13 protein-coding genes are annotated in these 16,091 nt (G+C 39.2%); 9 read left to right on the forward strand and 4 right to left on the reverse strand.

Annotated elements, in window-relative coordinates; translation table 11 throughout:
* Positions 1 to 117: 117 nt before the first annotated feature.
* The 7 genes from DWX59_RS29675 to DWX59_RS19865 all read left to right on the forward strand — a co-directional run bounded on the left by DWX59_RS29675 (position 118) and on the right by DWX59_RS19865 (position 9,214).
* A complete protein-coding gene (locus tag DWX59_RS29675) occupies positions 118 to 240 on the forward strand; it encodes a hypothetical protein (RefSeq protein ID WP_268878116.1) in 123 nt (40 codons plus the stop codon).
* A 308-nt stretch (positions 241 to 548) separates the two neighbouring features.
* Entirely contained in the window at positions 549 to 683 is a 135-nt protein-coding gene (locus DWX59_RS29680) for a hypothetical protein (protein WP_268878119.1), read from the forward strand.
* Complete coding sequence (rlmD, locus tag DWX59_RS19845) at positions 635 to 2,263, forward strand: 23S rRNA (uracil(1939)-C(5))-methyltransferase RlmD (protein ID WP_353626775.1); 1,629 nt, start codon at positions 635 to 637, stop codon at positions 2,261 to 2,263. The genes DWX59_RS29680 and rlmD overlap by 49 nt, the downstream gene beginning before the upstream one ends.
* A 96-nt stretch (positions 2,264 to 2,359) precedes the next feature.
* Positions 2,360 to 3,556: a recombinase family protein gene (locus DWX59_RS19850; RefSeq protein ID WP_117560934.1), complete on the forward strand. Its 1,197-nt coding sequence runs from the start codon at positions 2,360 to 2,362 to the stop codon at positions 3,554 to 3,556.
* 187 nt (positions 3,557 to 3,743) lie between these two features.
* Positions 3,744 to 4,769 (forward strand): hypothetical protein, encoded by a 1,026-nt coding sequence (locus DWX59_RS19855; RefSeq protein ID WP_147325840.1) that lies wholly within the window; start codon positions 3,744 to 3,746, stop codon positions 4,767 to 4,769.
* A gap of 368 nt (positions 4,770 to 5,137) precedes the next feature.
* Complete coding sequence (locus DWX59_RS19860; RefSeq protein WP_117560936.1) at positions 5,138 to 6,724, forward strand: P-loop ATPase, Sll1717 family; 1,587 nt, start codon at positions 5,138 to 5,140, stop codon at positions 6,722 to 6,724.
* A 384-nt stretch (positions 6,725 to 7,108) separates the two neighbouring features.
* Entirely contained in the window at positions 7,109 to 9,214 is a 2,106-nt protein-coding gene (locus tag DWX59_RS19865; RefSeq protein WP_117560937.1) for a transcriptional regulator, read from the forward strand.
* 485 nt (positions 9,215 to 9,699) lie between these two features.
* Here DWX59_RS19865 and DWX59_RS19870 read toward each other — a convergent pair whose 3' ends face one another.
* Positions 9,700 to 10,626 (reverse strand): DUF7973 family transport facilitator, encoded by a 927-nt coding sequence (locus tag DWX59_RS19870; protein ID WP_235845118.1) that lies wholly within the window; start codon positions 10,624 to 10,626, stop codon positions 9,700 to 9,702.
* Between the two features lie 149 nt (positions 10,627 to 10,775).
* Positions 10,776 to 12,719 carry an oxidoreductase gene (locus DWX59_RS19875; RefSeq protein WP_117560939.1) on the reverse strand — a complete coding sequence of 648 codons (1,944 nt, stop codon included), beginning with the start codon at positions 12,717 to 12,719 and terminating at the stop codon, positions 10,776 to 10,778.
* Between the two features lie 225 nt (positions 12,720 to 12,944).
* On the opposite strand from DWX59_RS19875, the gene DWX59_RS19880 reads away from it, so the two are divergent.
* Positions 12,945 to 13,838 (forward strand): LysR family transcriptional regulator, encoded by an 894-nt coding sequence (locus tag DWX59_RS19880; protein WP_117560940.1) that lies wholly within the window; start codon positions 12,945 to 12,947, stop codon positions 13,836 to 13,838.
* A gap of 113 nt (positions 13,839 to 13,951) precedes the next feature.
* Here the strand turns inward: DWX59_RS19880 and DWX59_RS19885 are convergent, their stop codons facing one another.
* Positions 13,952 to 14,152, reverse strand: a complete 201-nt coding sequence (locus DWX59_RS19885) for a hypothetical protein (RefSeq protein ID WP_117560941.1) — start codon at positions 14,150 to 14,152, stop codon at positions 13,952 to 13,954.
* A 120-nt stretch (positions 14,153 to 14,272) separates the two neighbouring features.
* Positions 14,273 to 15,067 carry a DUF4397 domain-containing protein gene (locus tag DWX59_RS19890; RefSeq protein WP_117561004.1) on the reverse strand — a complete coding sequence of 265 codons (795 nt, stop codon included), beginning with the start codon at positions 15,065 to 15,067 and terminating at the stop codon, positions 14,273 to 14,275.
* Between the two features lie 208 nt (positions 15,068 to 15,275).
* Between DWX59_RS19890 and DWX59_RS19895 the strand changes: the two genes are divergently transcribed.
* Positions 15,276 to 15,680, forward strand: a complete 405-nt coding sequence (locus tag DWX59_RS19895; protein ID WP_207660451.1) for an HNH endonuclease — start codon at positions 15,276 to 15,278, stop codon at positions 15,678 to 15,680.
* The last annotated feature ends 411 nt before the right edge of the window (positions 15,681 to 16,091 follow it).

Here is a 16,091-nt window from a genome sequence, read left to right on the forward strand (position 1 = left end):
GGGGGGGGGGGGATGGTGGGCATGAGTGGTTGGCTGGTCAAGAGATAGGTAAGTTGATTGTTTCAGGAGGTAGGGAGGTTGGTGGGCTGATGCAGTCAGGAGATGGTTAGCCAGGAGATGATTAGCCAGGAGATAGTTAGCCAGGAGATGGTTAGCCAGGAGATAGTTAGCCAGGAGATGATTAGCCAGGAGATAGTTAGCCAGGAGATGATTAGCCAGGAGATGGTTAGTCAGGGATGATTAACCATGAGATAGTTAGCCAGGAGATGGTTAGTCAGGGGATGGTTAGTCAGGGATGATTAACCATGAGATGGTTAGCCAGGGAATGATTAGCTATGAGATGAGCAGCCATGAGATGAATCAACAGGAGATAATCGGTCAATCAATAGATAATGTTAATAGATTTGTCAAGACAGACGGCTATGATAAACACGGTCATTAGCGTATGCTATCGTATTCCTGCTGTGTTATATTAACACATTTGATGGAATGTGTGGTAAAATGTCCATAGGATTTTATGACAGATATAATTCGAATTAAGAATATAAATGAATGAAAGCGATAGGAGAACGAGGGAATGGCTGAGAATGCTGGGAATCATAAGAATGGTAGCGGAAATGCTGGGAATAGGAGCGTGCGTAAGGGCAGCGCAGGCCACCGAGGCGTGGGAAACAGCCGTATAGGCAATAGGAGTACGGCTTTCGGTGATACGGGTAATGGGAACGCCGATAACAACGGTGTAGGTAATAGGGGCGCGGGCATTAGCGGTGCGGGTAATAGGGGCGCCGCTTATAAAAGTGTTTCATATAAGAGGGATGGGAAATTCGGAGAGCCGGGAAAGACCAAAAAGCCAGGAAATTCATATAACAGCACAGGTGAATATGGTGGTGATATGAGAAAAATGAAAAAGGACGGTATGGGGAACCCGGGATATAAGACAAAATCAGCCTATGGGATGAAGGAGAACCGCGTAGGGGAAAAAAGGGGAGAACTGAGGGGCACAGCACAGGAGGATAAGGCCCTAAAATATAAAATGCAGAAGAACATTGTGCCAAAAGATGGTGTTAACAAAAACGTCAGTGGAAAAAATGCAGAATGGAAGAAAACAGGGAAGAAGAGAAGTCTTTGTCCGGTTGAAAAGCATTGCGGCGGATGCCAGATGCTGGATATGGAATATACGGAGCAGCTTAAGCGCAAACAGAAGGTGGTGGAGGAATTATTCCGGGGAATATGTCCTGTAAAGCCCATAATAGGAATGAAGAATCCATTTCACTACCGCAATAAGGTACATGCTGTATTTGACAGGGATAAAAGAGGGAACATTATTTCTGGTATTTATCAGGAAAACAGTCATGATGTGATTCCTGTGGAAACATGTTTGATTGAAGATATAAAGGCTGATGAAATCATCGGTACAATCAGGGGAATGCTCAAATCCTTCAAAATCCGCACCTATGACGAGGACACGGGATACGGTCTTCTCCGTCATGTGCTGATTCGGAGGGCATTTTCAACAAATGAAATCATGGTGGTGCTGGTCACTGCATCCCCGGTATTCCCGTCTAAAAATAACTTTGTAAAAGCGCTTCGGGAAAAGCATCCGGAGATTACTACTATCATACAGAATATAAATGGCCGCGGCACCAGTATGGTATTGGGGAATAAAGAGAATGTACTATATGGTAAAGGTTATATTGTGGACGAACTGTGCGGGTGCAAATTCAGGATTTCGTCAAAATCTTTTTATCAGATAAATCCAGTTCAGACCGAAGTCCTGTATGGAAAGGCATTGGAACTAGCTGGGCTTAAGGGGCAGGAAGTGGTAATTGATGCATACTGCGGCATTGGTACAATCGGTATTATCGCCAGCAGACAGGCCGGACAGGTAATTGGCGTGGAACTAAATCAGGATGCGGTGAAGGATGCGGTGAATAATGCTAAGATGAATGATATTGATAATATCCGATTCTATTGCAATGATGCAGGCCGGTTCCTGGTGAACATGGCTGAACGCGGGGATAAGGCGGATGTGGTGATTATGGATCCGCCGCGCAGCGGAAGTACGGAAGAGTTTATGGATTCAATTGCTAAGCTGGGCGCAGGGAAGGTGGTATATGTGTCCTGTAACCCGGAGACGCTGGCTCGGGATGTGAGGTATATGAAGAAGCTGGGGTATGCGGCAGAGGGGGTGTGGCCGGTGGATATGTTTCCGGCTACGGTGCATACGGAAAGTATTGTCCTGTTGCAAAAAAGTGTTAAATGATGATTAGGTGAGATTGGATAGTTGCCGTGTGGTGAGGCGTGAAGGCTTTTGGCTTTTGCGCCTTTTCCTTATGGATGAGATGGGGGAGGGTGTGTTGTGAAAAAGATATATTATATACCTGTGAAAAAAGAGAATTTGGAACCGCTGCGTGTGGCGGCATATTGCCGCGTAAGCACTAAGAAAGAGATACAGTTAGCCAGTTTGGCTCATCAAATTATGGCATATACAGAACAGATATCAGATTATCCGGGGTGGGTATTTTCAGGAGTATTCTGGGATTGTGGAAGAAGTGGATTAAGGAAAAAGGGCCGTAACGGATTGAAACATATGTTAGAAAGTGCAATAGAGGGGAAATTCGATTACATAATCACTAAATCAGCAAAACGAGTATCCAGGAATACGGTAGAGCTATTGCAGATTATGAGATATTTGAAAGAAAGGGGTATTCAAATGTATTTTGAAATTGAAAATGTGAATTCGTTTGATCCGGATGCAGAAGCGGCAATAACCTTATCAGGAGCAATGGGACAAGAAGAAAGCAGAAACTTGAGTGAAAATATTCAGTGGGGTATTCAAAGAAAATTTGAGGAAGGGCTATTTAGCAGCTACAAACATTTTATGGGGTATCGGTGTGTGGAAGGGGAATTGGTAATCGTTTCGGAGCAGGCTAAAGTAGTACGATTAATTTTTGAGTTATATTTGAGGGGATACACGTTTTCGCAGATAAAAAAACACTTGGAGGAAAGTGGTATAAAAACGGTAACAGGCAAAAAGGTATGGAGTGCAAATGTAATCCAGCAGATGTTGAAGAATGAAAAGTATAAGGGAGATATGATGCTTCAGAAAACATTTACCGAGGATTATCTGAATGGTATACGTAAGAAAAACGTAGGACAGCGTACCAGATATTATGTGAAAGGAAGTCATCCTGCCATTATTTCTCCGGAGATATTTGATAAAGTGCAGGAGGAAATGCTTAATAGAGCCAGACTGCTTAGAACGGATGGCGGCAATCAGGTTAGCAGTGGTAACCGATATAGCAGCAAATATTTGCTTAGTAATTTATTAGTATGTGGGGATTGCGGGGGAGGATTCAGGCGTAGAACGGAGTGTGAAAATTCACCGACCTTGAACAATCAATATGTAAGAGAGATGTTGGGAAAAGTTATGTGCAATGGGGAATATGATGAAAATGTCATAAAAGATAAAGTAAAGAGAATAGATGTTTATGAGAAGCAGTTGATAATTTGTTATGCTGAAAAAGAGGGATATCAGATATGTGAATTAGAATAATAGACAGATGAGATTGTTTGATTGAAGAGGTACGGGTTAAGGGAATGAAAAAATTTTTCAGATGGTAATGGCGGGGGGAGTATGGTAAAATTAAGTGAAATGGGTATTGGAAAAGTACTTTGCTCTGGATGATGAACGTTAAAAAACTATGCAGTGGAAATTATTTTGATGGGTTGTTGGAATGTATTTGGAATTTGTTGAAGCAAAAGAAGCATATCCCGATTTTGATGAAAATAGTCCTGTAGATAACTTTAAGAAAGAATGTTTAGATGAATTAATTTCAACAGTATATTATGTTGAACCCAAAATATTGTCAGGATTGAATAAAACACAATTAAAGACTATTATAAGGATGTTTGCGTTAATAATGGAATCAGGAGAAAAAGACAGTTTTGTTAAGATAATAGACAGTGTTGTAAATATGTCAAAAGATGAAAGAGTAGAGTTAGCCGAAGCATTAAAATATACGACGATGTCGAATATTTCTAGAACTATTATAATGTTGAAGGATAGGGCGCAGGCTGTTGCCGATTTAAAGGAGTTGGTTTTCAATAAGGATTTTGGTGCGGGTGAAATTAATGCAATACAACCTTTTATAGAGAAACATTGTTGGTTGTTTGGTGAACAATATCATTTAGTTACGGCAGAAGAACCTGATTTTGAAGAGGCATTGAGAAGATATATTTATATTCTTGATGGTGATACATATACGAAAAAAGATATAATCATTAATGATTCAGATAAATGGAAACAAATGGATATTTTTGCTGTGCGCCAAATGAAAAATGGTGATGTCAAAAGTAGTATTATTGTAGAATTAAAGCATCCTAAAGTAACATTGGGTTACAAAGAATTAGAGCAAGTAAAAAGATATAAAGATGTTATACTTCAAGAACCGCGTTTTAATGCACCTAGTATAGAATGGAAATTTTATTTGGTCGGTAATAAATACAACAATCAAATTGAGAATGAAATAAGGAATCTAAAACATAACGGAGAGAGATCACTTGTATATTCAGTGGATAATTTCAAAATATATGTTAAAACATGGAGTGAAATATTTACGGAGTTTGAACTCAATTATGATTTCTTGTTTGATAAATTACAAATTGAACAAAAAAAGATAATTGATAGTAGAGGAAAAACAAAAGAAGAAATAGTTGCGGCACAGGAGAATAATTCAGCAAGAGCGGCAGATGAATTAATAGTATGACAGGTCAAAATATATGAAGAAATTCAACTGTTATAGTGATTTTATGTGGGCACTTATGTTTCTGTAATGCCTGTAGCATGGGTGAGAAAATGGAATCCATATGCAGGGGTAGGTGGGTAAAGAGAGACGTACTTACAAAGATGATGAGATAGATCATAGTTCAATCTATCGAGATTTCCAACATGTTTGCTAAGAAGATAATAGTAGAAAATGGAATTCTATCCTACAGCATTAAGGTGGGAGTTATAGAAAACTGTATGAAAATAATTAACTGAACAAACAAATTATCATAGTATATGATACTGTAAGAGGTAGATACAATAAAAATACTTAGATATTTTTAGGTTGTTTTATGAAAGGGGATAAAAATGGGAGGGGATAATTTGAAACTATGTGATTTGAAATTTGGTAAAACAGATGCCTTTAATGAGTTAAAAGAATATGGGGCCGATTGGTTTAAAAAGGCTTTTTTTATTTATAGCAAATATAAAATGGACGATTTTATTGATGGTAAAAGCTATTATATTTGCGGGGAAAAAGGAACTGGAAAAACGGCCTTTTTGAGATATTTACAATGCGTTTTGGAGGAAGATGAAAACAATCTTATAATTCCTATTAGGTTTAAATCTGATTTAGATAGCGAAGATAAAAAAGCTTTGATTAGAGCATCAGCAAATGTAAGAGAAACGATTGCAGAGGGGTGGGAAGAATTTAAGGATAGTTCTGATGCGGTAATTGTATGGCAAGTTTATATAATAAATAAATTATTTGTTACATGCGAAGAAGTAGGAGAATATCATTTTTTCGAAGATACAAAAGAGTTAAATCAGATAAGAAAACTTCTCAAAATAGTTTATCCTGATTACAAGGAGAGAATTGTTCCTCAAATAAAAGGAGGACAGTTGAATGTAGAAACTAGTCTATTGAAGATGTTGGATGCAAAATTACAATTGGAAATAGGATATAAAAATAAGAATGAGAATATAAACTTTAATAGAATTGCAAAAACAATAGTTAATCGATTTTCAAGATTAAGATATGATAGAAACAGAGCATATATTATTTTTGATGAATTGGAGTTGTCAGTTCGTTCTCAAAAGGAACATCAAAGAGACATAAAATTAGTTCGAGATTTAATAATTGCTATTGATAAACTAAACGAAATATGTAAATTAAATGGTATGGAAATTTATACTTTAGCTTCAATAAGAACTGAAGTTATAAAAAGTGTATATACAGCAGGTTATGAGATAAATAAATGTATAGAAGATTATGGTATCATTATATCGTGGTATCAAAGAGGGGGAAATTATGAAAGTAATCAGTTATTGAAAATAATAGAAAATAAGATTATTGCGTGTGAAGATTCGAGAGGAATTAGTAATCATGGAGATGTATGGGAAAAATATTTCCCTAAATTTATTAATGGAGTCGAAACGAAAAGATATATTTTAAATTATAGTTGGATGCATCCTAGAGATATTGTGAGGCTTATGAATGGCGTTACATTTGAAGGGGCATCGGAGAGCAAATTTACGCAGGAGATGTTTGATCGCGCAATGAAAAAATACTCTTCTTCAAGTTGGATTGAGATAGTAGAAGGCTTGAGATTAAAATATTCAGAAGATGACATTGCAGCTTTGAAATTGATTTTGAATAACGTTGAAGTGCCATTTACATATCAGTATTTATCGCTAAGAATTGAAAAAATGGCAGAGATAGACGATAGGGTGTTACATTTTAAAAAGAATCAAAGGTTGAGAAATGTTCTTGATGATTTGTTTGAGTATGGCGTAATTGGAAATACTGGACAAAGAATGATTTTTAAATTTATGGAAGATGATGATTTAGCAGTCACGGAAGATATGATTATACATAAACCATTAAGAAACTTTTTTGCAGTTAAATCACGTCCCAATCAAAAAATGGATGTATATGAAGAACTACAATTATGATGATTGGGCCGTAACCATCCGTTATCTTCAAGTTTTATTGGTTCTTTGAAATTAAATGAATCATCTAAAACAAATTTTGCTATTTTGAGGTATGCATGAATATCAACAGGGGGGAGACAGTGGCAGCTAAACCTGGAGAAAACTGTGCCTTTTTGAAATCATTTTTATACACTCACCACATTGTGAGTGCGTTTGTTTAATGTCTAAAGTACAAACCAATAAAAGGTTGATGATTTACTAGCAAGGGGATGTGATGCTGAAATGTCATCAATAATGAGGTAACGGCATACTGCGAGGTTTGTGTCAAATTGTGCCGAAAATAGGAACGCTGGATTTTACCATAAGATGAATTACGCATAAGTAAAAATATTTGGAGGTATACAAATGAATAAAGAAAAATTTTTGGCTGTTTCCGATTCGCTTCGACAATATAGGAGGGCAGAGCTTAAAGATTTTGATAAAGATTTGGGTAATAGCCCTGCGATAGATTTGCTCTATACGGATCCATTGCCATCAAACGCTATTTTAGAACAGGTATTATCGTCTAATACTACTTTTTTGTTAGGAAGAAAGGGGACGGGAAAAAGTACAATTTTTGCAGAAGCCCAGTCTGTAATAAGAAAAAAAGGGGATTGCCTTTCTATATATTTAGATGTAAAAGCGATACATGATTTGATAGGTAATTTTAATGTGCCAGTCAATGAAATAAATAATATTTCAGAAGGTGTATTGTATGAGCATTATCTTAGAAAAACTTTTTTGGGAGAAGTATTGTCGCAGATATTAAGTGAATTATCGGATACATCAAAAAAACTAAATATTTGGGAAAGATTGAAAGGGCGTAAGGGTGAAATATCCAAAGCTATAGAGCAATTTGAAGAATTACAAAAAGAAGTAAAAAAAGGAAGGCTGGATAGCACTGAGATTCCTATTTTACAGTTTATGTCTAAGAAGAAGCATGATCAAACAAAACATACAGAACATTTAGATGACCATTGCGAAATGATGGGAGAAGTATCTAATGGTGGATTAAAGATTATAGGAGGTTATAAAACAAATAATTTTGAAGAATTATTATCAGATAATGAGGTGTATCAAGATTATTCTGATGCAGTGCTACACTCTTTTCCTTTTAGTGATATTTTAAAGAAAATTAAATCATATTTACAAAAAATAAAAATGAATAAACTCATAGTTTTTTTCGATGATTTTTCTGAAATAGGATATCTTGATCAGCGTTTATTTGTGGATGTAGTTTTATCACCATTAAATAACTCAAGTGATGAAAAAATTAAAATAAAAGTAGCAGGATATCCGGGAAGAGTATATTTTGGGAAAATAGATCCTGGTAAGGTCGACATTATATATCTTGATTTTTATAAATTATATAAAGATGCGGATATTCAAACGACAGAACGAAGATCTATTGAATACACGAAACGACTATTGCTTAGGAGATTTAAAGCATTTGACATAAAAATGGAAGATTATTTTGATTCCCAAATAGATATCGATGAATTTGTAAGACTTTTATTTGAGTGCTCATTTAATGTGCCGAGAATCATGGGATTTGTATTAAATTATTGTTATAATGATAGAATATCCCAGGGATTAAGAATAAATACTACAGCTATTAAACTAGCCGCGCAAAAGTATTATGAAACAGTGATAAAACAATATTTTGAAAGGCTGAATAGATTTGCTCTGGAACCATTTGAAAGAAAATTAGATAGACATATTCAGGAAGAATTATTAAATACGATTATTGTAGAAGTGAGAAATGTCAGAAAGAAAATTATAACAAATGAGATAGGTGGGAAGTATTTTGAGGATATAAATAATCCACCCGCAAGTCATTTTTCGATTAGTAGAGATTTGGAAAACATATTATCATCATTGGAGTTCAATTTTTTCCTGACTAAATATCATGAAATGAGGGATAAAGATGGTAATGAAATATCAATATATGCCTTAAATTATGGCCTTTGTGAAATAGAAAATATTCCATGGGGATATCCGCGAGGAAGACGGGATGATAGAAGTTACTTCGTTCAGAGATGTTTTTCATATAATCGAGTGTTGCATACTTTTTTGGCAAATCATCAGACTATAACATGTAATGAGTGTGGAGCCTCTTTTTCGGTGGATAAAAAGGAACATTTTGAGTTTTTTAAGTGGATTTGTCCTGAATGTAAAATAGGAGTCTGCAAAGTAGTTAATTTGTCAGAAGGATATATACATGAATTAGAACAGTTAAATAAGGATTTAATGTTGGAAAAAGTTGAATTGGAAATTTTGGAGATTCTTATGTCAGAAAACCGATTCATGAGAGCGAGTGATATTTCATCATTTATAGATCAAAATTATCAGTTAATCGGAAAACGGACAGGCAAATTAAGAGATTTAGGTCTTGTGGAAAAGAAAACTATAAATAATATATCTATGAATAAAATAACAGATATAGCCAAAGAAATGTATTTTGGTGAGTAGTTGCATAATTAGGTAATGAGACAATACTGTAATATAGAGTTTATACTCATGTCCGCCAAGGCCCAACTATGCCTTGTAGGAATCTTTGTCACACAAACCACATGTTGAATCTTGTTGTTCCATGTCGAAAGTACAAACCAATAAAAGGTTGATGATTAACTAGCAAGGGGATGAGATGCTGAAATGTCATCAATAATGAGATAGCGGTACACTGCGAAGTTTGCGTCGAATTGTGTCGAAAATAAGGAAATAGTTTATTGCTGGAAGTAGAAAATGATACGATAGATGAAAACTGTATGGACCAATTATGGAGCCCCGGTCCACTCCGTGGATGAAGGAATGATAAGCGGATGGTTCCTTAGGAGGAGGGATGTCAAAGGGATGTCAAAGGCATCTCAATGTTACAGAGGGCTGCCGCAATGACAGCCCCCCTTTTGATATCAACCATATATCTGCAGAGGAATACCCCCACCGCCTCTGTCTGCCTATATCACATTTGCCTTTTTGCATTTTTCTGTGAAAAATGCAAATATCCCAAATGCCAGGATAATAGCTATGGGCGCAATGACGGAAATCAAACCATTGGGATTAACCAATCCAAGCGCCGGAATGACAGCAAATGCAAATACGGAGCAGAATAGCATGGAAAGTGACGGCGGGTCAACATATCCTTCCCCATATACAAAGAAAAGATCCGCAAGCAGATCGCCGGCATAATGTGCAAAGATACCAAATGCAAAGCCCCACAGGTAAACACTGATTTCGGAACATCCGGCATTATATGCCATCTGGGCGCCATAGGCGCCTACAAGTCCTACATGATGAAATACAGGGCAGGGAAGCCCGCAGCACATGAAGATTAAAAACACAACTGCTATGGCCCAAAGCGGAACAAATGAAATGCCTGCAATCATGGGATTGCCCACCTGTTCAGAGAACCGGCACATTTGATACAATAGCCATGCGGCAATAAAACCAACGCTGCCGCCGAACAGCCAGAACATGGAGCCATGACCATAGGTCATATGCGGAAGCCACTTGTTTTTACTGTTTAAGCCAAACCTCTTATCGCCTTCAGGTACCTTTCCCATGAGTCCCTGATTTCCAAACATGATTTTTGTAACTATATTAAGGATTACAATGGTTGCCGCAACGCAGTCAAAGAGTCCCGGAAGGAAGGTGCCAAGGGTTGTATTTATGTACCATCCTGCCACTGCGCAGATACCGCCAACTACTAATACATCTGTTTTCTGAAGTGAGCCCAATGGAAATGCCAGTCCCTTGCTGTCCTGTATATATCCCTTTTTCCATGCATAATTCATTGCACAGAGGGCTGGTCCAAAGGCTACCTGCGGCCCCAGGAACATTCCAAAGCAAATATTCCCGATGATGTTATATTCACATCCCGCCATAATGGAGAATACTCCAACAATAGAGACAAGAGCGGTAAGGATCACTGAACCGAGGGCCCCCATGGCAGTTGCAAGTACGCCTGAAATAAAGGCAGTGAAAATTGTAACAAGAATGTCCATCATTTTCGTTCCTTTCAGGTTGCTGACAACTAAATATCCAATGCCCTATAGTATCCGAGCTTTACTGCTTCAACCACGCGGCCGGCTTTGATGGCGTCTCCGATTTCAAATACCCGGGGAGCCGTATTGAGAAATCCGTCCGCAGAAGCACGGTCCGCTTTCATACCTGCGGCAAGAAGGACGGTATCCGCTTCAATGAGGATTTCACCATCAGGAGTATTGCATACAATGCCGGCGTCGGTAATTTCTTTGGCGGTTGTGTTTACTTTGATATCAATCCTGCTGTCACGGATATATTTGTCCATGGCAACCTTATGCATCCAATAAGCGTCAGATGCCCAGGTATCCTTCATTTCCACAACTGTTACATCTTTCCCAATCATATCCAGATAGATAGCAACTTCTGAGCCCACAAGGCCTCCGCCAAGGATTGCCACCTTTTGTCCTACTGCAGGCGTCTCACTTTCAAGTGCCTTCAGGCCGGTAACCTTAGCATTGTCAATTCCTGGAATCTGAGGAATGATGGGTTTTGCGCCAACTGCTGTCATTACAACATCCGCGCCCATTTCTGCAACTTCTTCAGGAGTAACCTCTGTATTTAAGCGGATGTCTACGCCTGCATCCTCACAGCGCTTTGCAAGGACTTCAATAAAGTGATACATATCCTTTTTGAAGGGGATGTGCTGTTCATGTGCAATCTGTCCGCCAAGTTTACTGTTCTTCTCATAAAGTGTAACAGAGTGTCCTCTCTGGGCGGCTGTGACCGCTGCCTCCATGCCCCCTGGGCCACCGCCTACAACCACGACCTTTTTCGGTGTTGTTGCCGGGAAGCCATATTTATGTTCAAGCTCGTCGCCAATGACCGGATTAAATGCGCAGCAGTAATTCCTGTTGGATAAGTAATTGTAGAAACATGAATAGCAGCGGCAGCACTGTGTGATATCGTCTTTTTTACCGGAAAATGCTTTCTCCGGGAAATATGGATCGGCAAGGGACTGACGGGCTACTTCAATGATATCAGCTTTACCGGAAGCAATGATTTCCTCCATCATATCCACATCGTTGATACCGCCTAATGCAGCAACCGGTGTTTTCACATGTTTTTTGATTTCTGCAGCATATTGGACATTGCATCCATGTTCAATAAACATGGAAGGATGTGTGATTACAAATACGTCATTATTTTCATGGATACCGGCAGATACGTGGATGATATCCACCTTTCCATCAATCATCTTAGCCATTTCAACTGCTTCATCAATATCATATCCGCCGGGAATACACTCAGAACCGCTCATACGGAATTCGATTGGGAAGTCCGGGCCAACCGCTTCGCGCACCTTCTCAACCACAAGCAGTGAGAAACGCATACGGTTTTCCAGGCTCCCGCCCCAGCGGTCGGTCCTCTTGTTGAAGTATGGAGAAGCAAACTGGCCTAACAGCCATCCATGCCCGCCGTGGATTAAGACCATATCAAAACCAGCCTCTTTTACCAGCTTGGCAGCATTGCCGAATGCAGTGGCGGTTTCTTCAATCTGCTCCTCTGTCATGGCTTTTACAGGAACGCCCTGGGCATTTAATTCGCCATTTGGCCCAATCAGGGTACTTTTGGCAGCAGAATGGCTTCTGGCAGCACCGAATTTTCCGCCATGGGCTAATTCCATGGTAGCCATGCAGTTGTGTTTATGAAATTCATTTGCCATTCTTTTTAAGGATGGAAGGGACAAGTCATCATAAAGGATTACTTCTTTTGTGTGTGAACGTCCTACGGCTTCCACAATGCCAAGACCAATACATACGCTGGCTAAACCGCCGCGGCCGCGGTTTGCATGGAATGCAATGTCCTCTTCCCTCATGTGGCAATCCGGATCTAATTCTGGATTAGACATTGGCGCGCCGAAAATCCGGTTCTTAAATGTGACGCCATTGATTGTGATGGGACTGGCTAAATTGGGGTAGTATTTGTTTTTCATTTGTTACTTCCTCCTTAATAATGTTCTATGTACGTCCATTTTAACAGCATTGTTAATATTTTAACAGCAGATAGTATTTGTGATTGCCACAATCTGGAGTTGTGCCCAAAAGCTGCCCGGAAATGCGGGAGTATGGCGGGAAAATGTATTTACCATCATTCATAGTTATGATAAACTAAAGCTGAGTCGGCAAGAACATGTTCTATATTTCGGTGGAGAAAAGTGATGGAATTCAGACAAATCCAGTATTTTATAAAATTATCTGAAAGTACAAGTATTTCCCAGGCGGCAAAAGAATTGTTCATATCCCAACAGGCTTTAAGTAAATCAATCAAAAATTTAGAATCAGAATTAAACACACGTTTATTCCTTCGTACCAATCAGGGGATTAAATTATCAAAGAGCGGGGTATATCTGAAAAATAAATTCCTCTCAGTGTGTGCAGGGTATGAGGAAGCAGTCAAGGAATCGTATCAATATTTCCAAATCCAGCAAGGGACCATAACCATTGGCGTAGCGCCGGGTGTATTCCGGAGCTTATCTGCCAATTACCTTATAAATTTTGAAAAGCTGTATCCTGGCTTAAAGCTGGAGCAGGTAGAATTTCCCGATTTGGATATGGAAGAATATGTGCTTGCGGACAGCCATCGCTTTGCCTTGTCTACGAAACCATGGCATGACCGGGGATTACAATATAACCCGCTGCATCGCGAAAAAATGTTCTTTATTGCGCACAAGGAACACCCTCTGGCCCGACAAAAGGAGATACATGTAAGCCAGTTGGCGGATGAGAATTTTTTGTTCTTTAACAGCCATTATAATATTCATTACAGGACAAAGGAAAGTTGTAAAAAGGCAGGATTTACTCCGCATATTATTTATAAATCATCGGATGTAAGCCAGCTTGTGAAAATGGCGTCGCAGAAGCAGGGGATTTTGCTGTGTGTAAAGCATGTGTATGAAGAAAGCGCACATGAAAATCTGGTGTGCCTTCCAATTGCAGATGAAGGGATGTATTGGGAGCTGGGGATTATATCTAAGAATTACGATAAGCTAGATAAAAAATCTAAATTATTTATCGATTATTTTTTATCCTGCTACAAAAATGGATATGAATGAAAATTTGGGGTATAGTGCAGGCGGGGCAATAAGTGCAGAAGGGGCTGTCACACCATTCCATGGCTGCACCGCCACATGGGGAGCCCGCCATGATGTCAGCCTCCCCATCACACCTAAGATTCCGCCCTCTGCATATGCTGCGGATAAGAAAAATGCACAGCATCCATATAAGTCAGCCCATTCATATCATTGAGGCTGTAGCCGCAGTCATTTTCATGGTATCCATTCATGTGGTTCAGGTCAAAACGGGCAGACGGATTATAGGTCAGTCCGTTCTGGTTTTGATAATCAGGATATATGGGGTATATCAGCATATAAAAAGCCTCCTTTCCGGTTTTTCTGTTAGGATGCCGGTAAAGAGGCCTTTTTATTCTTTGAGGCCGGCTGTTTCAGGGATGATCCCTGTCATCCTGGCTGTTATTGATATCACATGATTAATCTCTTCTATCTTCAACCATTAACGTCTGAATCGTATCTGGTGACGGATTCCAGTTTAGTATATAAAGTGTATAGATACGTCTTGGACGCATGGAGACAGTAGTGGTGACCAATGTTGTCTCTGGTCTGGCAGAGCGGGAAACCTGGACCGTATAATTACCGCTCATCATGGAACTGAAGCTGGCCGCCTGCTTAAAGCGGACTGAATTAAAATATACATTTCCAATGGCGGCGTTGATTGCTCCGCTGTAATATGCCAGATTGCATACACGGAAGCATGAATTGGAACCTGACATAGGACATGTGGTGTCAGGGATTGAAGTTAAATCCAGTCCCCTGGAAGAGTTGATGATTGCAATGGTAGCCATTCCATCCCCAACATACAGGGACTTGCGCAGATAGGTGTATCCATTAGACGCTATGGTAAAAGTATGATACCCCTGGGATATCCGCTCATAGGAGGTCAGTTCTGGAAAATTAAGGTTCCAGGAAACAGGACGGTTATCAATGTAGACTGTAAATGCGTTATAGCCGGTTGCCGCATTAAGAAAACGGACAGCTCCGCGCTGCCATTGATTGTTGTTGCAGAAGAGACAGGGCATTGGCGTGGGGTTAATGGGCGGATAGATTGGACGGTCCGGATAATATGGCGGCATGACTGAAAAATCCGGGTCAATATCATCATCAAATGGAGGGACTATGACATCGTAATCCGGAACTGAGAAATCAGGGTCAATTAAAAAATCTGGGTCAACAGATAAGTTTTGATTCGATGTAACGTCCGGATTCATGGAGTCCTCAGAAAGCTGTGCAGCAGTAAGCGGCAATGATTTGAATTGATTCATAATAATTTCCTAATGGTTGATTTATGATTAGTATATTCTGTATTTTTGGTAGAGTGACTCTATCATGGATGATTTTTAATGTAAGCGACAGTATGGCTGTTTTCTGTTATAATTGTCTTATGACTGTTAAAAATCAACGACAGGGGGCAGGGACGTGTCTGAGAGGGAAAAAATAAAAACCACAAAAGAACAGATAGTAGATTATTGGATAGGCCATGAGGATGAATGCGGATTAAGCGTGGATTTTGCTGAAGCACACGAAAGATGTTGGCGCTGTGGGTGTAAAAGAGGGCTGGCGAGATGCCATATCATACCGGATTCCCTGGGAGGCCGGGATACGCCTTCTGATTTTGTCCTGCTATGCAGCCGCTGTCATCTTGATAATCCCAATGTAGCGGACCCGGAAGTCATGTGGGACTGGCTGCGCGCTTATGCCGTGCCATTTTATGATACATTCTGGAATATACATGGGATGAAGGAATATGAAAGGATTTATGGCGTTTCTTTCCGCCAGGAGATGAAGGCCCGGAACATCACTGTAGGTTACCAAGATATTTGACAAAACCGAGACAGAGGAGGAGTGAGTGGGATATGGCGGGAAGTGACGGTATATCAAGGGTTTCGGCAGTTTTTAGAGGAAAATCGCTATTGACAAATAAAATGAGAATAATATAGAAAAAGGACCTTTTCCAAGAAAATTGCCGGAAAGGTCCTTTTTTTGAGCCGTTAAAAATTAACGTTAATCAATGTTATAAAATTATGTGAAAAGTACGTAAAATCAGGATTTGACGCGTTAATAATAATCTGAAAATACTTAATAAAATGTAAGTTTTTGAAGATAGAGCAAGTCGCAAATTTGGATAATGCTAAAAAACGTGCGACTTGCCCATTTTAAAAGGGATTTAGCCATTTTGCTTTTATAATTGCAAGTCGCAAATTATGGTTTATTTATAGGCCAAAATATAATAAA

It is taken from the genome of Enterocloster aldenensis, assembly GCF_003434055.1.
Classification (GTDB): Bacteria; Bacillota; Clostridia; order Lachnospirales; family Lachnospiraceae; genus Enterocloster; species Enterocloster aldenensis.